Source organism: Bradyrhizobium sp. 41S5 (assembly GCF_011516665.3).
Lineage (GTDB): Bacteria > Pseudomonadota > Alphaproteobacteria > Rhizobiales > Xanthobacteraceae > Bradyrhizobium > Bradyrhizobium quebecense.
This window is the reverse complement of record NZ_CP083721.1, coordinates 8,109,237-8,129,042: the sequence shown is the minus strand read 5'-3', so window position 1 is coordinate 8,129,042 and position 19,806 is coordinate 8,109,237. Positions and strand designations below refer to the sequence as shown.

Here is a 19,806-nt window from a genome sequence, read left to right as displayed (position 1 = left end):
GCTCACGATGTGCTGCCAGGCGCGCCGAACCATTTGGTCAGCGCCTCGGCGAGGCCCAACTGACTTCGGTCTCCGACCCACGCCACGTAGCCGTCGGGCCGGACCAGCACCGCGCCGGGCGCCGCAACCGTTCCGAGCGCCGGAAGCTCCCACGTGCCGGCGTAATCGGCGTCGACCAGCTGAACCCGATCAGCCCATCCCGTGATGTCGAAGCCGCCGGGCTCGCCAAAGTTGAGCAGCACCGGTCGCGCGCCGTGCAGCAGCGCGAAGACCCGCAGCGGACCGTTGGTCGTCACCAGATCGAGATCGGGCATGCGGCGTCCGAGCAGCGGATGGCCATCGCCGAGATCGTAGTGCAGGTCCAGGCCGGACATCATCGCGGCGAATTTTCGGCGCGGTTCGTCCATGCGCAGCAGTTCGGAGACGATCTCGTGCAGCGCCTTGCTGCGCGCGTCGGTCCGGCTGAGCGCGACATGCGCCATGGTGTTGCGCAGCACGCGGGCCGCCACCGGATGCCGTTCGGAATGATAGGTGTCGAGCAAGCCGTCCGGCGATGTCTGCTTGACCACCTGGGCGAGCTTCCAGCCCAGATTCACCGCGTCCTGCACGCCGATATTGAGGCCCTGTCCGCCCATCGGCGGATGCACATGGGCGGCATCGCCGGCCAGCAGCACGCGCTGCTTGCGATAGGTCACGGCCTGCCGGGTCATGTCGGTGAAGCGTGATATCCAGACCGGGCTGTGGATGCCGAAATCGGTGCCGTACACCGCGGCCAGCCGCTCGCTGACGTCGCGCAGGGTCGGCTCCCTGTCCGTGCCGAGTTGCCGCTCGGTCAGCACGAGCCGCACCCGTTCACCGTCTTCCACCTTGCCGATGGCATAGATGCCGGTCTCGTCCTGGCGAAAGCCCCATTCCGGTTCGCCAGATGTCTCGGCCTCGGCGATCAGCCAGCTCCTGGTCGGATCCCAGCCGGCGAATTCGATGCCGGCCGCCTTGCGGACGATGCTGCGGCCGCCGTCGCAGCCGACCAGATACCGTGCCCGGAGCACCTGGCCATCCGACAGCGCGACGTCGACGCCATCGTCGTCCTGCGTGAAGCCGGTCACGTCGCACCCGCGATCGATCGGCACTGCAAGTTGCTCGGCCCATTCGCCGAGCACGCGCTCGATATGGTTCTGCCGTAGCCCCAGCGTGAAATTGCGCCGGGTCGGGAAGTCGCTGATCTCGAGCGAAACCAGATGGGAGTGGAACAGCACCGCCGGATGGCGCGTCCCCAGCGCGACGAAGCGGTCGCCGATGCCGCGTTGATCGAACACCTCGATGGTGCGCGCGTGCAGACCGCCCGCCCGCGCGCCGATCAGGTCCGGACTCTCGCGCCGTTCGACGATCGCAACATCGACGCCGGCCAGCGCCAGCTCGCATGCCAGCATCAGCCCGGTCGGCCCTCCGCCGGCAATCACCACAGCATGTTCCCGCATCCCGCACTCCTCCGTTCGATTGGGTGCGCGTTCTACGGGATGACCCCGGGCTTGCGGCAAGCCCGGGGGGTCTACATATATCTGAGTGGGGAGAGGGCTCTTGCTCTATCGAACCAATCCCGAGACATCATTGCGAAGAGCGGCGCGGCAAATTCGATGTCGGCCCGGCTTTCGCCGGTACGACATTGTTGGCGCGCCTCAGAACTCGCCGTGCATGCGGCCGGAGAAGATGTGCACCGGTCCGCGATCGGCGTTGTAGGCGGGGTTGGTGATGAACTGATAGTCCGCGGTCAGCGTCAGATGCTTGTTGACTGAGTAGGCGTAATAGCTCTCGAAGATGCCTTCATTCCGGTAGTTGAGCGCGCCGTCACCGATCAGGAGGCCGAGGCCGCCGGCGGCGAGGTAATCGCGGTGCGAGGCGGAGAGTCCGTTGATCGCGCCGCCGATGCCGATCGTGTCGTCCGGCCGCCCCCATCGGCTGCCCTTGATCGACACACCGCCCGAAAGACTGCGGTCGACGTCGGTGAACGACAGGATCTCGTTCTGGCCGTCGTTCCAGCTCAGGCGACCGAACAGGCCGACATCGGTTGCGATCTGCTGTTCGGCGTTGAGGTAGAAGCCGTATTTCAGGTTGTCCTTGCGGATGCCCGCCATCACGGTGTTGATGTCGAGCGAAGGGTCTGTGGCTTCGATCGCAAGCGCCTGGCTGTAATTGCCGGTGAAGCCGCGATTGCCGAACACGCCGACGCGGAGTTTGCCGGGCTGATCGAAGACCGAGTAGCGGCCTTCGAATTCCACCACTGCGCCGCCGGTCTTGAACGTCAGGACGTCGCTGTTCGGCGCATCCGGCACCTGGAACACGCCGGCGCGCACCGCCCAGTCCTTGCGGTTGAGCTCGACTACGGCGCCGCGGGTATAGCCGGGCAGATCCGCCGGGAAGTCGTAGGCGGCGGAGGCCCACATCGCCCAGTTCATGAAATCGGCGCGCGGGTCCTTGGCGTAGGAATTGCCGTCGAAGAAGTCGCCCACTGCAAAGCGCCCGACGATGACCGTGAGGCGGTCGATGTCGCGCTTGCCCGCGATCTGGTTGGGGCCATCAGTGACGTCTTCCTGCTCGCCGCCGAAGCCGAAGGTCTGCTTAAAATAGTAGCGTTGCGGCCGGATCCTCGGATATTCGGCGCCGGCCTTCTGCGCTTCACCGTTCGGGAAGCCGGCGAGGCCGAGCGTGCTGTTGAGGCCGAAGCCCTGCGCGGTCTCCGGATTGAAGTAGAGTTCGCCACCCTCCCACAGCCGCACACCGAGGAAGGCAGTCGTGGTCCATGTCTGCCGCGTCTGTCCGCCCGCCGGAAGGCTGTCGGTGCCGCTATAGGCTGAACGAATGGCCGGGTAGCCCTGTCCGATCAGCGTCGTCTGCGCATGGACGGACCAATTGTCGGATTCAGGCAGCAGGGGCTTGGCCGGCGTCGCCGACCATGGCGAGTCGCCGAGTTGATAGTTCAGGCCGAATTTCAGCAGATGCAGCCGCGGGTCGATGGTGACGCCGGGCATGCCGAAGTCGTTGAGACCGAGCGTGCGGCGCGACAGGTCGATGTAGTCATATTCGACCTTGGCCGTCCAATTGCCGCTCAGTGCAAATTCGGCGCCGGCGCCCACAGTCCAGCCGGTCTGATACTGACCGGGCTCCGAGATCACGTCGCCGGCGGCATCGTTGACCCTGACCTGGCTGTGGCCCCAGGCGAAGCCGCCGGTGAGGTAGGGCATCCAGGTGCCAAAGCTGTAACCGGCGCGGCCGCGCACGGTGCCGACATAGTCGATCGACGAGTTGAAGGGGCCGAGCCTGCGCCGCGGCAGATCGACCGGGCCCACGAATGTCGCATCCGCCTCGACGCCGAGCACGATGCTGTTTGCGAACTGGTGATTGTATCCGACCTGGAAGCCGCCGATCCCTCCTGTGACACTGTGAGGAAAGAAGACACCCTGCAAGGGAAGCGGATTGGTATCGGGACCGAGGCTGCCGTCACCATAGCCGACATGGCCGCCGACATAAAAGCCGGTCCAGCTGTAGACCACCGCGTTAATGGCCGGTGACTTGACGGCCATATCGGCCGCGGCCGCCGGCGTGCCGAATGCCGCCGCGCCGAGCGCTGCGCCGGCGGCGATCCGAACCCGGAAGAGACGGACGCAGGTCATGACGCGGCTTTCCGCGAACGGTTGGCGATTTCGCCCGGCATTGCAGATTTGGCGGCCACTTGCCACCCGAGATTTGAATTCATCGCCCGCCGTCCCCGGTCCGATCCGTATCGCCCTATCCAAAGCCAGACCAGCACCTAGCATCCGCTGTGGTTTGTTGCAAGTAATTCGCAATAGCAACTGATGCGCGCCGGATACCTCTCCGATTTGCACGCCACTATGACAGTCGCGTAACACCCCGAGGCTGCGGGCCTCATCCGCTGCGAACGCCCGCGCATCTGTGGCAAATCGGTCGAGAACCGACCGTTCAATCGATGTCAGCATTGTCTTCGTCCTTTATCTTGATCAAGGCGGGTCGCGACATCCTGCCGAGCGCGACCCTGGCGCCGGCTCGTTCGACACATCGCGCCATCGACAGCGCCGTCCGCAGCTCGGCGCCTGAAATCACACGCCGCTGATAGAGCGCGGTGGCGCCGCGCAGGATGGCGCTTGCCAGCCTGAACAACACGATCGCGCCCCATCGCCGGCCGCGGCCAGGCGCGGTCACGCCCCCACCGTGGCGAGCTGGACGATGCGCAGCAGCACGAGGCCGGCAGCGACGACGAGGTAGCCGCGCAGCACCAGCATCCAGATCCGGCTCAACGGGCTGAGCCGCGCCGGTGGCAGCCGGTCGAGCGGCGGCATCCGCCAGGTGTCGCGGTCGAACAGCGGCGGCTTGTGCTTGAAGCGGGAGGATGCGCGACCGTGCGACAACATCTCGTACAGTTTGACCGCCGCGGTGACTGCGAGCGCGAGCAGGCTGCCGCCGACCAGGATGCCGATGATCCATGCCTCGCTGAGATCCGGGAACAGCACCGCGGCAGTCAGGATCACAGACAGCATCACGAGGCCCGCGACCACCGCGCCCGTGAACAGGTTCAGACTGACGGAGTTGACCCACGGCCCGAGGATGTGGCGGTCGTTGCACAGCAGCAGCAGGAACACGGTCGCACTCGGCAGCAGCACGCCGGCCAGCGTCTGCACCGCGTTGGTGAGCAGTCCGAGCGGCGTGCCCGGCGTCAGCACCAGCACCGCGGCGAGCACGATCAGGCCGCAATAGACGCTGTAGAAGCCCTTCGCGTCCCACGGCTTGCGGTGCAGCGAGTGCTTGACCGCGAACACGTCGCCGATCGCATAGGCCGTTGAGAGGGAGACCGCGGCCGCGCCGATGATGCAGGCATCCAGCAGTGCGAGGGCAAACAGCACCGCCGGCAGCCGGCCGGCATATTTCTCCAACCCGACCGCGGTCCCCAGCGCGTCGGTGTAATTGCCGAATTCCGGCCGTCCGGCAAATACCTCGGCGCAGAACGAGATCATCGCGACGGCGCCGACCACGACCAGCACGATGCCGATGCACAGATCCAGCCGCTCATAGCGGATGAAGCGCGGCGTGATCCGCTTGTCGACGATATAGCTCTGCTGGAAGAACAATTGCCACGGCGCCACCGTGGTGCCGACGATCGCGACGATCAACAGCATCACCTCGCTGAGCTTGGCGTCCTCGGGCATCTTCGGCACGAAGAAATCAGCCGCGATCTGCCCGACCGGCGGATGCACCATCAGGATGATGGGTACCAGCAGCAGGCTGCCTGCGACCAGCACGATGCCGAAGCGTTCGAAACGGCGGAAGTCGCCGGTCGAGACCGCCAGCATCACGATAACAGCCGAGGCCAGCACGCCCCAGAACTGCGAGACGCCGAGAAAATGCAGCGCGAAGGTGATGCCGATGAATTCGGTGACGATGGTCAGCGCGTTCAGCACCAGGAGGTCGATGACGCTGAAGGCGCCCCAGAACTTGCCGAAGCGCTCGAAGATCAGCCGGGCATGGCCGACGCCGGTGACGGCGCCGAGCCGCACCACCATCTCCTGGTTGACGTAGAGCACGGGGATCAAAAGCAGCAGCGTCCACAGCAGCGTGGTGCCGTAGTTCTGACCGGCCTGGGTATAGGTGCCGAACGCGCCAGCATCGTTGTCGCCGACCATCACGATCAGGCCGGGGCCGACGATCGCCAGCAGGGTCTTAAACCGGGCCAGCAAGGTCGCGCGTGGCGCGGTGTCGTCCCGCGCGATGCTGCCGAGCGCGCCGCGGATGTCGCCGGCATGCGCGGTGTCGAGAATGGCGGTTTGGGTGGACTTGGTTTCGGTCATATCGCGTCTCCTCGCCGCCCTTTGGGCACGGCAAGAGGGACGCGGACCGTCAGGCGCGCACGTCTCCGCTGCCGTGAGCAGCGGCATTTCCAGATGTGATGCAGGTCGAGAATCCCGCTGCCGCGCCGCAATGGCGCGCAACGGGACGACTAGGTCCGTCGTCCATACTGGCCTCCTGGCGCATGATCCGGAAAAGTGCGCAGCGGTTTTCCGGACGAGATCATGCGAAAAAGGTTCAAGCGCACAGCCGCGGCTTTGCCGCAGCGTGACGCGCAGTTGTCACGCGCGGGCCAAAATACCGGCCCGCGCGCCGCCGATGATCGAGATCCCCGCCGGTGTCGTCGACGGTCCACCGGCACTCCAGGCGGCCGTCGATCAGGATCCAATGACAGGCCGGGGTTGGACGCCAGCGGTCCGCCGGGCGGCGAAAGCCCGGCAGGTTGTCATTGGAATAGGTGGCCGCCCGCGGCGGAATCTGCCGCGGCTCGACAACGCGCCGCGGGCTTGCTTGCCGGAATTTTGCGAGCTTTTCGAACATCGCTCACCTCCACTTCCGCTGTCGCGCGGCAGGCCGGTGAGGAGCAGGCGGTTACGTGAGGCGTGACCACCCATCCACGCAGGCGAAATCTGCGCGATCAGTCTTGTTGTGTTGCGGCGTCAATAGTCCCGTCAGCGGTCTACTGTCGCCTGAGTTGCTACTGCCCATGTGCCTTCTGTGTTGGCTCGTGGTCGGGTTGATGTCCGGGGTCAGACCCCGGTGCGGAACGCATGTTCCGACGATGGGGCACTACGCCTGCCACAATGGCCTGTCAAGCCGATTCTGCTATCCTCCAGGGAGGATCATGATTATCCTCCCTGGAGGATAGGAGAACCGAATGTCAGACGACCATCCGCACGCCGCGATCGCCCGGCGCCTGAAGCGTGCCAACGGCCATCTCGAGACCATTGTCGAGATGATCGAGCAGGGCCGGCCCTGTGCGCAGATCGCCCAGCAATTGCAGGCGGTGGAGAGCGCGATCGAGAGTGCCAAGAAGGCGCTGATCCACGATCACATCGGCCACAGCCTGGAGGAGACGCTGAAGGTATCGGGTCCGAAGGGCCGCAACATGCTGCGCGACTTCCGGCTGATTGCAAAATATCTGTGATCGCTGCGTTCAAGAATCGACCCGCCCGGGGGGATCGCCGGACGGGTCGTGTGCGACACGGGGTGGATGAGGACCCGTGCCCAACGCAGGATCCGCAGCCCTAGAGCCTATTCGGCTCTGGATTCTTGTTTGACGTGTTTTCTTCACGCGAACCGGTGCCCACTTCGCTCGAAAAAACTACGAAAATCCCGTCGATCAGTAGCAGGAGCGCACGCGGCCGATGTAGTTGCCGTAGGCGTCGAACTGGCGCACCCAGGCGCAGCGCCGATAGCCGCCGTCATAATAGCCGTCACTGGCCGCGATCGCGCTGCCGACGATGGCGGCGCCGACAAGGCCCGCACCTACGCCCCAGCCCCAGCCATACGGCTTGGCATTGGCCTGCGACGTCGTGGACGCGATGGTGCCCGTCACGGCGAGCGCGGTGAGGGCGAGGGCGGCAAACTTGGTCTTGATCGACATGGGATACTCCATCCTGTTGAGGGCGGCGCCTGTATGGTCCGCATGCCCGTTGGACGGACGCTTTTCGGTTCCGGTTCGAAGACCGTGCCGGAAACATGGTTTCGTGGATTGTTTCGTCGCCTCCGCCAAGACGAAGGAATGCCGGGTCAGTTGCCCCGAAATACGCCCGGATCGAACCTGTCGACGTCGGCCAGCAGCTCGCAAAACGCGCGCGCACCGTGCTCGAGCAGCTTCTCGCCCTTCTCGGCCGAGGCCTTGGTCGCATCGCCGATCGCGCCGCTCGGATTGAGGTCCTGCGCCTGCCAGGCGAACGGCGCCGGCCGCTGGGTCGACAGGAAGCGGTGATCCTTCTCGATCTGCACGCTCGCGGGCTTGAAATCCGCGATCGCATTCTTGCGCACATGTTGCGGATACTTCGCCAGCATGATCGAGGTCTCGACCGCGCCGCCATGGATGCCGTGGCGCAATTCGTCGGCATCGAACAGCCCGTCGGGCGTGCCGAAGCGCGACCAGCTTGTGGTCACCACCAGCATGTGATGTTGCGCGCGCAAATCCTGCGCCACGAGCTGCATCGCGGCGGAATTGCCGCCATGGCTCGTCACCATCACGAGCTTCCTGATCCCGGCGCGCGCCACGCTCTCGCCGAGCGCCATCCAGCTATTCAGCGCCACCTTGGTTGGCAGGGTCAGCGTGCCCGGAAAATCGATGTGCTCGGTGGAGATGCCGACCGGCTGCAGGGGCAGGAACGTGGCCGGGATGGCCGCCGGCAGCAGCTCCTGCACCCGCGCCAGATACGCCTCGCCAATCATGACGTCGGTTCCAACAGGCAGATGCGGCCCGTGCTGCTCGGTCGCGGCCAGCGGCAGCACCGCGATCCAGCGCGCGGCCGCGTCCCTCGCGAGGTCGGGCCAGTGGATGGCGGTCCAGTCACGGGGCGGAAGCGTCGAGGTCATCAAGCCGGTCGTTTCAATACAAGCGTTTCATGGGATGGATTTGCAGGCTAGTTTGTTTAACATCACCGAGGCGTTCGCGTCTCCGGGCGCGGTCCACGTCTTCCCGCCTTCCATCATGGGCCATAATGATCGACGGAGTCCAACCATGATCCCGGCCTTTTTGCCGCGAGCGTTAACCACGGCCCTTCTGGCCGCCACTCTCGGCGTTTCCGCAGGCCTCCTCCCGGCGCGGGCGCAGACTCTGGACAAGGTCTCGTTCGGCACCAATTGGGTCGCCGAGGGCGAGCATGGCGGGTTCTTCCAGGCGCTTGCCGACGGCACCTACAAGAAATACGGCCTCGACGTGTCTATCGTGCCCGGCGGTCCCAACGAGAACAACCGCATGCTCTTGATCGCGGGCAAGCTCGACTTCTTCATGAGCGCGAACTCGCTGCAGACCTTCGACGCCGTCACCAACAACGTACCGCTGGTCGCCGTCGCGGCGATGTTCCAGAAGGACCCGCAGGTCTTCCTGACCCATCCCGAAGTCAAGGTCGGCAAGATCGAGGATCTGAAGCCGCTGACGCTTTTGATCTCGAAGGAAGGTATCACCAGCTACTTCCAGTGGCTGAAATCCGAATACGGCTTCGACGAGAACAAGGTGAAGCCCTATACCTTCAACCCGCAGCCCTTCATCGTGAACAAGCAGACCGCGATGCAGGGCTATGTCACCTCGGAGCCCTTTGCGGTGGAGAAAGCCGCCGGCTTCAAGCCGAACGTGCTCTTGCTCGCCGACTACGGCTTCAACTCCTATTCGACCTTGATCGAGACCCGCCGCGACCTGGTCGACAAGAAGCCGGATCTGGTGCAGCGCTTCGTCGATGCTTCCGTTGTCGGCTGGTACACTTACGTCTACGGCGACAACTCGGCCGGCAATGCGATGATCAAGAAGCTCAATCCGGAGATGAACGACGAGCTGCTGGCCTATTGCGTCGCCAAGATGCGCGAGCATGGCATCGTCGATTCAGGCGATTCCATCAAGAACGGCATCGGCGCCATGACCGACGAGCGGATGGCGAGCTTCTTCGACAAGATGGTGCGCGCCGGCGTGGTCAAGAGCACCATCGACTATCGCCAGGGCTACACGCTGCGCTTCGTCAACAAGGCGGTCGGCGTCGAGCTCAGGCCGAAGAACTGACGGGGTGCGGACGCGCGATGGCGGAGCCTGCGTTGTCTTGGCCTGATGCCGGGTCTGCCGTGCGCCTGCGCGGCGTCACCAAGACCTATGACAGCAGAGTGAGAGCGCTCGGGCCGCTGGACCTCGACGTGAGACGCGGCGAGCTCGTCTCGCTGCTCGGCCCCTCCGGCTGCGGCAAATCCACCGCGCTGCGGCTGATTGCCGGCCTCGCCACGCCGAGCGCCGGCACGGTCGAGCTCGCCCATCACGGCGTGGAGCCGCGCGGCAGCCACAGGATCGGCTTCGTGTTTCAGGAGCCGACGCTGATGCCGTGGGCCAATGTGCGCGACAATGTCCGCCTGCCGCTGAAGCTCGCCCGGCTGCCTACGACCGACGCCGAAGCGCGCATCGAGGCCGCGCTCGATCAGGTCGGGCTGGCGGAGTTCGCTGGCGCCTATCCGCGCGAACTCTCTGGCGGCATGAAGATGCGGGTGTCGCTGGCGCGCGCGCTGGTCACCGATCCCGATATCCTGCTGATGGACGAGCCGTTCGCCGCGCTCGACGAGATCACGCGCTTTCGCCTCAACAACGACCTGCTGTCGCTGTGGCACAACCTGCACAAGACCGTCATCTTCGTGACGCACTCGGTGTTCGAGTCGGTCTATCTCTCGCAGCGCGTGATCGTGATGACGGCGCGACCGGGTCGGATCGGCGCGGAGTTTCGCATCACCTCGCCGGAGCCGCGCGGCGAGGAGTTCCGCACCTCGGCCGAATATGCCGCGTTCTGCCGCGAGGTCTCGGGCGCGCTGGCGCCGTCCTATGCAGGGCAGGCGGGCGCATGAAGTCTCCGCAAGACCTCGTCCGCTTTCTGCTGCCGCTCGCGGTGTTTGCCGCGGGCGTCGTGCTCTGGGAGGCGATCGTCCGCGCCTATGGCATCCAGCCCTATGTGCTGCCGAGCCCGCTCCTAGTGCTGAAAACACTGGTTGCGGATTGGCCGGTGCTGTCGCAATCGCTCGGTGTCACGCTCTTGACCACGCTCGAAGGTTTCGTCGCGGCTGCGGTCGGCGGCGTCGTGCTGGCGCTGCTGTTCAACCAGTCCAAATGGCTGGAATATTCGTTGTTCCCTTACGCGGTGGTGCTGCAGGTCACGCCCGTGATCGCGATCGCGCCGCTGCTCCTGATCTATCTGCAACAGCAGACCGCGGTGATCGTCTGCGCCTGGATCGTGGCGTTCTTTCCGGTGCTGTCGAACACCACGCTCGGCCTCAACTCGGTCGATCGCAACCTCGCCGGATTGTTTCAACTTTATGGCGCTTCACGGCTGCAGACGCTGCTGCTCCTGAAGCTGCCCGCGGCGCTGCCCTATATCCTCGGCGGCCTGCGCATTGCCGGCGGCCTGTCGCTGATCGGTGCCGTGGTGGCGGAGATCGCGGCCGGCAGCGCCGGCGCCGGCTCGGGCCTTGCCTTCCGGATCGCTGAATCGAGCTACCGGCTGAATATTCCACGCATGTTCGCAGCACTTCTGCTGCTATCGCTGGCCGGGATTGTCATCTATGGGGTGCTGGCGCTAGTTTCGCACCTTCTGTTGCGGCGTTGGCATGAAAGCGCGTTAGGAAAGGACAATTGATGGCCCCGATTTCTTCCGAAAAGATCGATCTGTTGGTTTATGGACCGATCCGGCCAATCCTCGAAAACGGCTTTTCCGATCAATACGTGCTGCACCGGGCCGAGAGCCGCGGCGACCTCGAGCGCCTGACGCCCGACACGATGGCCAGGATCCGCGGCATCGCCGTCACCTATCACACGATGGCGACCGACAAGACCGCGATGGCGATGTTTCCGAAGCTCGAGATCGTCGGCAGCTTCGGCGTCGGCTACGACCACGTCGATTCCGGCTATGCGCGGGATCACAATATCGTGGTCACCAACACGCCCGACGTGCTGACCGAGGAGGTCGCCGACGTCGCGATGGGGCTGTTGATCGCGACACTGCGCGAATTCGTCAAGGCCGACCGCTACGTGCGCTCCGGTCTGTGGCAGACCCAGAATTATCCGCTCAGCGTCGGCTCGTTGCGCGACCGCAAGATCGGCATCGTCGGCATGGGCCGGATCGGCCAGGCGATAGGGCGGCGGCTCGAGGCCTCGCGCGTGCCGGTGTCATATCATTCGCGCAATCCGTCCAAGGACGTCGCCTACAAGCACTATCCCGATCTGATCGAGATGGCGAAGGCGGTCGACACCTTGATCGTCATCGTGCCGGGCGGCGCCTCGACCGCGAAGATGATCAATGCCGACGTGCTGAAGGCGCTCGGCCCGCGCGGCGTGCTGATCAATGTCGCGCGCGGCTCCGTGGTCGACGAGCCGGCACTGGTCGCGGCGCTGAAATCCGGCACCATCCTCGCCGCCGGCCTCGACGTGTTCGCGGCCGAGCCGAATGTGCCGGACGAACTGAAGGCGATGCAGAACGTCGTGCTGCTGCCGCATATCGGTTCGGCCTCGGTGGTGACGCGCAATGCGATGGACCAGCTCGTGGTCGATAACATCACGAACTGGTTCGCGGGCAAGCCGCCGCTGACGCCGGTTGCGGAAACGCCGGTAAAGGGCCGCTGATGCCGCTGTCCCGCTTCAACCTCGTGTTGTGTCTGCTGCTGGCCGCGTGCGGTCCGGCAGCCGCGCAGGACGTCTCGACGTTGAAGAAGGACATGATCGGGCAGTGGGAGCTCGCCACCACCGAGCGCAGCAAGACCTGCGTCGTGACGCTGAAGAGCGAGGCGACGCCGCAAGGATTCAAGCTCGAGCTCGAACCGGCCTGCGCCGCAGCGCTGCCCTTCACCAAGGACATCACCGGCTGGAGCATCAAGGGCCTCGGCGACATCGTGCGGCTGCATAATGCGGCCGGCGAGGCCGTGATCGATTTCACCGAGGTCGAGACCGGCATCTTCGAGGGCATGCGCACCAACGAGGGCGTCTACATCCTGCAAAACCTCGCAGCGGCCCGCGCGCTCGCCAAGTCGATGGACCAGATGATCGGCGACTGGTCGATGGTCCGCGGCAACGGCCAGGCGATCTGCGCCCTTGTGTTGACCAACACCGACGCCGGCAACGACAATTTTCAGGTGTTCCTGAAAGGCAAATGCGATCCCGCAGTCGCGGCCTTCAATCCGACGCTGTGGCGGCTCGACCATGGCCAGATGATCCTGATGTCGGCCAAGGGCGAGACCTGGCAGTTCGAGGCCGACGACAACGCCCAATGGCGCCGCATTCCCGACAGCGCCGACCCGCTGATCATGCTGCGGGATCAATAGGCGGCGCTGCCACAAACTCCGTGCCGTCCCCGCTTTCGCAGGGACGACGATGGGGCGGGTACGATCTGCTTCTCGCTGGCCCCCGAAAATAAATCCCGAGCCCCTGTCGATCCGGCGGCTTCCGGATCGTCGTCTCCCATAGCGAGCCGATTTCACCGCGATTATCCCCGTGGCTTGCCGCAAACAGGAGCATTTCATGCGCTTTATGTCGATCGTCACTTCGCCCCAGTCGCCGGCACAGCCGACCCCGGCGCTGCTGGACGCCATGCACAAGCTCGCCGACCGCGAGATCAAGGCCGGCCGCATGGTCGATACCGGCGGGCTGATGCCGCTCGCGACCGGCGCACAAGTCCGCATTGTCGACGGCCATCTCAGCGTCGTCGATGGTCCGTTCGTCGAGGCCAAGGAGGTGATCGGCGGTTACGCGATCTTCGAGCTGGGTAGCAAGGAAGAGGCGGTGGCGCTCGCGGTCGAGTTCATGCAACTGCACAAGGATCACATGCCCGGCTGGCAAGGCACCTGCGAGGTCCGCGCCTTCGCAGGCTTTGCCGGACAGTGTCCCGAGTGAGCCGGAGGAGGATGGGCGATGCGCTTCATGTATGTCCTGGTGGCCGAGAAGCCGATGCTGCCGAATCCGCCATTGAGGGAGGCGATCGGCAAGCTTGCCGAACGCGAGATCGCGGCCGGCCGCATGCTCGATACCGGCGCGCTGTTGCCGCGCACGGCGGGCGCGGAAGTGAAGATCAAGGATCGCAAGCTCACCGTCACCGACGGTCCTTTCATGGAGGCCAAGGAGGTGGTCGGCGGCTACGCCGTGTTCGAGCTGAAGGACAAGGAGGAAGCCGTGGCGCGCGCCGTCGAGTTCATGCAGCTTCATCTTGACCATATGCCGGATTGGGAACTGTCATGCGAGGTTCGCCCCTTCATGGACTGCTGACGGTCGCCTCCGTCGCATGCCGGTGGCCAGCGTGACGGAGGACGAGATCAAGCGCACCATCCTCGGTGTGTGGCGCATCGAGCAGCCGCGACTGATCACCAGCCTGTCGCGGATGCTGCGCGACGTGCCGCTCGCCGAGGATCTTACCCAGGAAGCGCTGATCGCGGCGCTCGAGCACTGGCCGCTCGGTGGCGTGCCGGAGAAGCCGGGTGCCTGGCTGATGGCGACCGCCAAGCGGCGTGCGCTCGATCATATCAGGCGCAATCGCATGCTGACCGAGAAGCACGGCATGCTTGCGCATGATCTGGTGCGGGAGCAGGAGACCATGCCCGATTTCGATTCCGCGCTCGACGACGATATCGGCGACGAATTGCTGCGGCTGATCTTCACCGCCTGCCATCCGCTGCTGTCGCGCGAGGCCCGCGCCGCGCTGGCGCTTCGGATGATCTGCGGCCTCACCACCGAGGAGATCGCGCGCGCCTTCCTGCAGGCGGAGGCGACCATCGCCCAACGCATCGTGCGCGCCAAGCGCACGCTGTCGGAGTCAGGTCTGGCCTACGAGACGCCGCGCGGCGAGGCGCTGTCGGAGCGGCTTGCCTCCGTGCTCGAGGTCGCCTACCTGATCTTCAACGAGGGCTATACGGCGGCACGCGGCGACGAATGGCTGCGGCCGCAGCTCTGCAACGAGGCGCTGCGCATTGGCCGCGTGCTGAGCTCGATCGCGCCGCAGGAGCCGGAGGCGCACGGATTGCTGGCGCTGATGGAATTCAACGCTTCGCGGATAGCGGCGCGCACCGATGCGGCCGGCGAGCCGATCCTGCTGATGGACCAGAACCGCGCGCTGTGGGATCGCCTGCAGATCCGCCGCGGGCAGCTGGCGCTGGCGCGCGCCCGCGAGCTCGGTGGCGGCGGCGGCTTCTACGCGCTGCAGGCCGCGATCGCCGCATGCCACGCCGAGGCCGACACGCCTGACGCGACCGACTGGCGCCGCATCGCCGCGCTGTACGGCGATCTCGCCGCGCTGCTGAATTCGCCGGTGATCGAGCTCAACCGCGCGGTCGCGATCGGCATGGCCGAAGGGCCGCTGGCGGCGCTTGCGATCGTCGACGGCCTTGCGGACGAGCCGGCGCTGAAAGCCTACCATCTGCTGCCGAGCGTGCGCGGCGATCTGCTGCAACGGTTGAGCCGCTTCGCGGAGGCGCACGCCGCGTTCGAGGCCGCTGCCGCATTAGCCGGCAACGCACGCGAGCGCGAGTTCCTCAAGCGACGCGCGGCGGTCGCGGCACGCGCCGCGCAGGATCACGGCCAGTCGTGAAAAAATACATCCCGATCTCGATGAAGAACGTAATTGCGTAGCCCGGATGAGCGCAAGCGACGGAGAAGTCAGGAGGAGCTATCTCGCGTCATGGGCAAGGGCAGCCTTGCCGCGCAGCCCCCACAGCAGCAGGATCGATGCTGCGATGATCGCAAGACCGATCGAGACGAATCCGATGGTCACCAGCGTTTCCTGCCACGGGGCGGCACCACGCCCGGCCGCAGTGACCGGCGACAGCGCGCCGGTTCCGAGAACGGCGGCGAGCGTCGTCACGGCCCAGTTGCCATACGTTCCGCACAGCAGCGCCCAGTAAGCCGCGACGCCCGCGCGGGGCGGCAGCCTGACCTCGCTCCAGATCGCGCCGACCGCCAGCAGGAACGTGCCATTCATCACGCCTTCGAGATGCGCTGCGAGCGCCATCCGCACATTGTTGAAGTGCTGCTCGAGAAGGCCGGTCAACAGCCCGATCAGGAACAGGGCCATGCCGTGAAAAAGCAGACTCCGCCGATAATCCATTCTCGCCTCTCAAATAGCTTGCCTGAGAATCGGCCGATCATAGCAGAAAGTACGAAGGCGCCCCGCCGGCGATCTGGACCGTAGCCTGGGCTCTCCGTGTCCCGCCGACCCTGCGGCGGACGCACCGGGGCGGGGTTGATGCCAAGCGGCGCGGGCCGGAGTCCTGGCGGAAAAGTCCGGCGGTTGTTGCCGGCGGCAACCTATGACACCATCGCGATTCCGGTTTGTTTTTTTGACTTTGGAAGCCTATGCCGCGTCGCAAATATTCCTGGGAGAAGCTCACAGATGCGCAGTTGCTCGAGCAACGCCTCAGCAGTCTGAGGGTTGCGGTCGAAGGCACCTGGCTCGCGGATTGTGTCAGCACGCTCTACGAAGAGCTCGAAGAGCGCGGCATCCGGCTGCGGCCGCACACTTGGATCTCGAGCGAATGGTTCAGCCCGGCGGATGTGCCCGGCATCGCCATTCCCTTCTATCTCGCCCATCCCCGGCTGATGAAGCTCGAGAAGAAGATGATGCTCGACGTCGAGGGCGCCTCGTGGTCCGAGTGCATGGCCATCCTCCGCCACGAGGCGGGGCACGCAATACAGCACGGCTACCAGCTGCAACGCCGCCGGCGCTGGCAGCAGCTGTTCGGCCCGTCGTCGCAACACTACCCGCGCTACTACCGGCCCAATCCGGCCAGCCGCAATTACGTCCAGCATCTCAGGCTGTGGTACGCGCAGAGCCATCCGGACGAGGATTTCGCCGAGACCTTCGCGGTGTGGCTGCGGCCGCGCTCGAACTGGCGGACGCGGTATGCCGGCTGGCCGGCGCTGAAGAAGCTCGAATATGTCGACGAGCTGATGGGCGAGATCGCAGGTGAGCGGCCGTTGCTCACGACGCGGGAGCGGGTCGATCCGCTGCATACGCTCAAGCAGACGCTGGGCGAACACTACAAGAAGAAGCAGGCGTTCTACGCCTTCACGCCGCCGAAGACCTACGACCGCGATCTGTCCAAGCTGTTCTCCGCCGATCCGCGGCATCAACGGCATCCGGCGGCCGCGGTCTTCATCAGGCGGCACCGCGCCCAGATCAGGCAGCTGGTCGCGCGGTGGACGGGCGAGAACCAGTTGACGCTCGATGCCGTGCTCGACGACATGATCTCGCGCTGCCGCGAGCTCAACCTGCGTGCCGTCGGCCCCGAGCAGAAGCTCGTGACCAATTTCACCATCCTGCTGACAGCCAAGACCATGCATGCGTTGTTCGGCCCGTCGCGCCGCAAATGGATCGCGCTATGAAACACTTTCGCATTCTGGTGCTGATGCACCCGGACTGTGTGCCGCCGGACTCCAGCGACGGATACTCCGCGCGGGAAATCAACGAGTGGAAAACCGAATACGACGTGGTGAGTACCCTGCGCGCCGCGGGTCATGAGGTTCGTCCGCTCGGCGTGCAGGAGGAAATCAAGCCGGTGCGCGACGAGATCGAGGGCTTCAAGCCGCACGTGGTGTTCACGCTGCTGGAGGAGTTTCACTACGACGTCGTGTATGACCAGCACATCGCGAGCTATCTCGAGCTGATGAAGATCCCCTATACCGGGTGCAATCCGCGCGGCCTGATCCTGGCGCGCGGCAAGGATCTGTCCAAGACGCTGGTGCATCACCGCCGCATCCCGGTGCCGGCCTTCGCCGTGTTCCCGATGCGCCGCAAGGTCAAGCGTCCGCCGCGGCTTGCGCTGCCGCTGATCGTCAAGAGCCTGAGCAGCGATGGATCGCTCGGCATCTCGCAGGCGTCGATCGTCGATACCGACGAGAAGCTTGCGGAGCGCGTCGCCTTCATCCATGAGCGGATCGGAACGGCGGCGATCGCCGAGCAGTTCATCGAGGGCCGTGAGCTCTATGTCGGCGTGATCGGCAACAACAGGTTGCGCGTCCTGCCGGTTTGGGAATTGAAGTTCGGCAGCATGGGCGGCCCCGCTGCACGCCAGATCGCCACCGAAAAGGTCAAGCACGATACCAGCTACCAGGAGCGGATCGGAATTGCGGACGGGCCGGCCGAGGATCTTACGCCGGAACTGTCCGCTCATATTCAACGGCTGGCGAAACGCATCTACCGGACCTTGGGGCTCGATGGCTACGCGCGCATCGATTTCCGCCTGTCCACCAACGGCGTTCCATATTTCATTGAAGCCAATCCCAATCCCGAAATCGCGAAGAGCCAGGAGTTCGCGACAGCCGCCGGGCATGACGGATTGGACTATCCGGTTCTGTTGAATCGCATTGTGGCGCTCGGGATCAGCCGCGCCAAGGCCGGCGTATCCCTGGGCTGAAACGAAGCTCTCGATTCCTGTTTTGACGCGTTTTCTTCTCGCGAACCGGCGTCCACTTCGCTTGATAACGCCTTAAAGGCTGCGCTGCATCAGGTGGCGTCGCGCGTCCCTGGGGATGAACATCGCAAACGTTTCCCTAACGCGCGCCGCCGGCGTCGTTGTGGCAGTGGCTGTGGGGGCGGGTGCCGCCTCCGGACGAAACGCATCCGGCTCCGGCCAGCGCCGTGCAATCACGTCGCTCACGGGAGTCGCCCTCAGCAAGCCGTCGCTGCGGCAGGCATCGTAGACGTACAAGACGGCAAGAAAAATCGATACGACAACAAGGATCGTCCTGAAAATCGGCATTGTGATTGCGCCTTCTTGATTGAGGCGAACAATGCCCGGTCACGATGAACCGTGCGTTTAGCGCGCCGGCCGATCGGCCGATACGGTTCCCAACTCATGAACGAGCTGGCGTAAACGGCTCGCTTACCAATGCCTTCAAGGTTGCGGCAACCAGCTTTCCTCACCGGCGGGAAAGAAGTCTCTGGCATCAAGAGACCAACAAGAAGACTGAGGAGGCACCATGTTCGTCGCCATTCGAGTCATGATCCTGATCGCCAGTGCTTACGCCGGCTCGGCCGTTGCAGAGATGCAATTCGCGCCCTTGCCGAGTCTTGCGGCGTCGTCCGCGCCGTAGCACCGGCGCGCTCGCAGGTAGGTCCCGCCGCGGTCTATGCCGGAGCGGCCGCCATCAGTGCGAGCCCGCGACAACCCGATTGCGCGGGCTGCGTTCTCCGTCACCCGGGTCGCCGTCAGCCGCAGGAACTACAGCGACAGTCCTGGATTGCGTTTAGCTTCAGCCCGACGAACGCGAGCGCGAGGCTACGCGAATGGCACGGCCCTTCGCTGACCTTACCTTGGCTGCGACGATGGCCGGGCGTGACCTGCCAAGCCAGGCTGCACCGGGCGAACCCTTCCTGAGCAGGAGTGCGAGTCGATTACGTGTGTGGCTGGCGACGGACCTTGCCGCCTGCTGGGCCGTCTCCGCCTTGCGAATGAGCGTGGTCACGGCAGATGCTGGCGATGCAGAGACGAAAGCGACATCCTTCGACTTCGACAGGCCGCCGGTTCCCTCGCAAGGCGCTTCGCCCGGCAGATCGATGCGAATGGCGAGCGTGTCGACGTTCTCGATCCAATCCTCAGCCTTGGTTCCGGTGATGATCCGGACATAATCCCGGGTCTCGCGCGGCAACTCGCTTTGCCTGGCAAGCCACTTCAGGACGCGGCCGCTACCGGCGTTGTAGGCGGCAGCCGCAAGGCCGAGATTGCCGAAATCGTCGCGCAGCTTGCGCAGCAGCTTGGCCGAAGCAGGCAGTGCCTTGAGTGGATCGAAGGGATCGTCGAGCCCGACTTCCGCGGCCGTCCCGGGCATGAACTGCGCAACGCCCTGCGCACCCGCGTGGCTGGCTTCGTTCGAACGAAAGCGGCTCTCCTGCCAGATCAGGCGCGCAAAGAACGCGACGGGGATTTCGCTCCTTTGGGCAGCGTCCTTCAAGCTGTGACAGAACGTGTCGATCGCGGATGCCTGCGGCTCGGCCGCGGCATCTCGCGGCTCGATCGCAGGTGGCGGCGCCTCATCCTCGACCGTCGGACCGGGCGCTTCGCCGGCATCGGCGCTTTCGATGAAGCGAGCCGCGAAAGTGACGGCGTCGGTTGCGGTGTCGTGCGAGAGTGCAGGGGCTTGGGCCGTTGAGGTGTTGATTGAACTTGGCGAACGATCGACGTCGAGCATCAAGACAAGAAACGCGGCAAGCGCCGCGATGATGAATCGCATCTGCTTCGAGAGACCTGAACTGTGATGTGAGCTAAGCGCAA

At 64.8% G+C, this 19,806-nt stretch carries 20 protein-coding genes; 11 read left to right on the top strand and 9 right to left on the bottom strand.

Annotated elements, in window-relative coordinates; translation table 11 throughout:
* Positions 1-2 precede the first annotated feature (2 nt).
* The 5 genes from HAP47_RS38945 to HAP47_RS38925 form a co-directional block, all read right to left on the bottom strand.
* Positions 3-1,478, bottom strand: coding sequence for an FAD-dependent monooxygenase (locus HAP47_RS38945; protein ID WP_173640231.1), 1,476 nt, complete (start codon positions 1,476-1,478; stop codon positions 3-5).
* 198 nt (positions 1,479-1,676) lie between these two features.
* A complete protein-coding gene (locus tag HAP47_RS38940; protein ID WP_173640232.1) occupies positions 1,677-3,668 on the bottom strand; it encodes a carbohydrate porin in 1,992 nt (663 codons plus the stop codon).
* A 307-nt stretch (positions 3,669-3,975) separates the two neighbouring features.
* Complete coding sequence (locus HAP47_RS38935; protein ID WP_173640233.1) at positions 3,976-4,215, bottom strand: hypothetical protein; 240 nt, start codon at positions 4,213-4,215, stop codon at positions 3,976-3,978.
* Entirely contained in the window at positions 4,212-5,855 is a 1,644-nt protein-coding gene (locus HAP47_RS38930; RefSeq protein ID WP_173640234.1) for an NRAMP family divalent metal transporter, read from the bottom strand. The genes HAP47_RS38935 and HAP47_RS38930 overlap by 4 nt, the downstream gene beginning before the upstream one ends.
* Positions 5,856-6,090: 235 nt before the next feature.
* The gene (locus HAP47_RS38925) at positions 6,091-6,393 is read right to left on the bottom strand and encodes a hypothetical protein (protein ID WP_173640235.1); all 303 of its coding nucleotides are present in this window, start codon (positions 6,391-6,393) and stop codon (positions 6,091-6,093) included.
* A 337-nt stretch (positions 6,394-6,730) separates the two neighbouring features.
* On the opposite strand from HAP47_RS38925, the gene HAP47_RS38920 reads away from it, so the two are divergent.
* Positions 6,731-7,000, top strand: coding sequence for a metal-sensing transcriptional repressor (locus HAP47_RS38920; protein ID WP_173640236.1), 270 nt, complete (start codon positions 6,731-6,733; stop codon positions 6,998-7,000).
* 195 nt (positions 7,001-7,195) lie between these two features.
* On the opposite strand, the gene HAP47_RS38915 is transcribed toward HAP47_RS38920, so the two are convergent.
* Together HAP47_RS38915 and HAP47_RS38910 are read right to left on the bottom strand one after the other, a co-directional pair.
* Complete coding sequence (locus HAP47_RS38915) at positions 7,196-7,459, bottom strand: hypothetical protein (RefSeq protein WP_173640237.1); 264 nt, start codon at positions 7,457-7,459, stop codon at positions 7,196-7,198.
* A gap of 146 nt (positions 7,460-7,605) precedes the next feature.
* A complete protein-coding gene (locus tag HAP47_RS38910) occupies positions 7,606-8,412 on the bottom strand; it encodes a creatininase family protein (RefSeq protein WP_173640238.1) in 807 nt (268 codons plus the stop codon).
* A 145-nt stretch (positions 8,413-8,557) separates the two neighbouring features.
* Between HAP47_RS38910 and HAP47_RS38905 the strand changes: the two genes are divergently transcribed.
* The 8 genes from HAP47_RS38905 to HAP47_RS38870 all read left to right on the top strand — a co-directional run bounded on the left by HAP47_RS38905 (position 8,558) and on the right by HAP47_RS38870 (position 15,125).
* Complete coding sequence (locus tag HAP47_RS38905) at positions 8,558-9,589, top strand: ABC transporter substrate-binding protein (protein ID WP_173640239.1); 1,032 nt, start codon at positions 8,558-8,560, stop codon at positions 9,587-9,589.
* 32 nt (positions 9,590-9,621) lie between these two features.
* Entirely contained in the window at positions 9,622-10,410 is a 789-nt protein-coding gene (locus HAP47_RS38900) for an ABC transporter ATP-binding protein (protein ID WP_231168673.1), read from the top strand.
* A complete protein-coding gene (locus HAP47_RS38895; RefSeq protein WP_173640241.1) occupies positions 10,407-11,195 on the top strand; it encodes an ABC transporter permease in 789 nt (262 codons plus the stop codon). Before HAP47_RS38900 ends, HAP47_RS38895 begins: the two co-directional genes overlap by 4 nt.
* Positions 11,195-12,178: a 2-hydroxyacid dehydrogenase gene (locus HAP47_RS38890; protein ID WP_173640242.1), complete on the top strand. Its 984-nt coding sequence runs from the start codon at positions 11,195-11,197 to the stop codon at positions 12,176-12,178. The genes HAP47_RS38895 and HAP47_RS38890 overlap by 1 nt, the downstream gene beginning before the upstream one ends.
* Positions 12,178-12,873 carry an AprI/Inh family metalloprotease inhibitor gene (locus HAP47_RS38885; protein WP_173640243.1) on the top strand — a complete coding sequence of 232 codons (696 nt, stop codon included), beginning with the start codon at positions 12,178-12,180 and terminating at the stop codon, positions 12,871-12,873. Before HAP47_RS38890 ends, HAP47_RS38885 begins: the two co-directional genes overlap by 1 nt.
* Positions 12,874-13,069: 196 nt before the next feature.
* Positions 13,070-13,441: a YciI family protein gene (locus HAP47_RS38880; protein ID WP_173640244.1), complete on the top strand. Its 372-nt coding sequence runs from the start codon at positions 13,070-13,072 to the stop codon at positions 13,439-13,441.
* 18 nt (positions 13,442-13,459) lie between these two features.
* The gene (locus tag HAP47_RS38875) at positions 13,460-13,810 is read left to right on the top strand and encodes a YciI family protein (protein ID WP_173640245.1); all 351 of its coding nucleotides are present in this window, start codon (positions 13,460-13,462) and stop codon (positions 13,808-13,810) included.
* Between the two features lie 16 nt (positions 13,811-13,826).
* Positions 13,827-15,125, top strand: a complete 1,299-nt coding sequence (locus tag HAP47_RS38870) for an RNA polymerase sigma factor (RefSeq protein ID WP_173640246.1) — start codon at positions 13,827-13,829, stop codon at positions 15,123-15,125.
* Between the two features lie 78 nt (positions 15,126-15,203).
* Here the strand turns inward: HAP47_RS38870 and HAP47_RS38865 are convergent, their stop codons facing one another.
* Complete coding sequence (locus tag HAP47_RS38865; RefSeq protein ID WP_173640247.1) at positions 15,204-15,641, bottom strand: hydrogenase; 438 nt, start codon at positions 15,639-15,641, stop codon at positions 15,204-15,206.
* Between the two features lie 248 nt (positions 15,642-15,889).
* Here HAP47_RS38865 and HAP47_RS38860 point away from each other — a divergent pair, with 248 nt between their 5' ends.
* Positions 15,890-16,918 carry a putative zinc-binding metallopeptidase gene (locus tag HAP47_RS38860; RefSeq protein WP_173640248.1) on the top strand — a complete coding sequence of 343 codons (1,029 nt, stop codon included), beginning with the start codon at positions 15,890-15,892 and terminating at the stop codon, positions 16,916-16,918.
* Positions 16,915-17,949 (top strand): D-alanine--D-alanine ligase family protein, encoded by a 1,035-nt coding sequence (locus tag HAP47_RS38855; protein WP_171947882.1) that lies wholly within the window; start codon positions 16,915-16,917, stop codon positions 17,947-17,949. Before HAP47_RS38860 ends, HAP47_RS38855 begins: the two co-directional genes overlap by 4 nt.
* A gap of 838 nt (positions 17,950-18,787) precedes the next feature.
* Here the strand turns inward: HAP47_RS38855 and HAP47_RS38850 are convergent.
* Complete coding sequence (locus HAP47_RS38850) at positions 18,788-19,765, bottom strand: lytic transglycosylase domain-containing protein (protein ID WP_173640249.1); 978 nt, start codon at positions 19,763-19,765, stop codon at positions 18,788-18,790.
* Positions 19,766-19,806 lie beyond the last annotated feature (41 nt).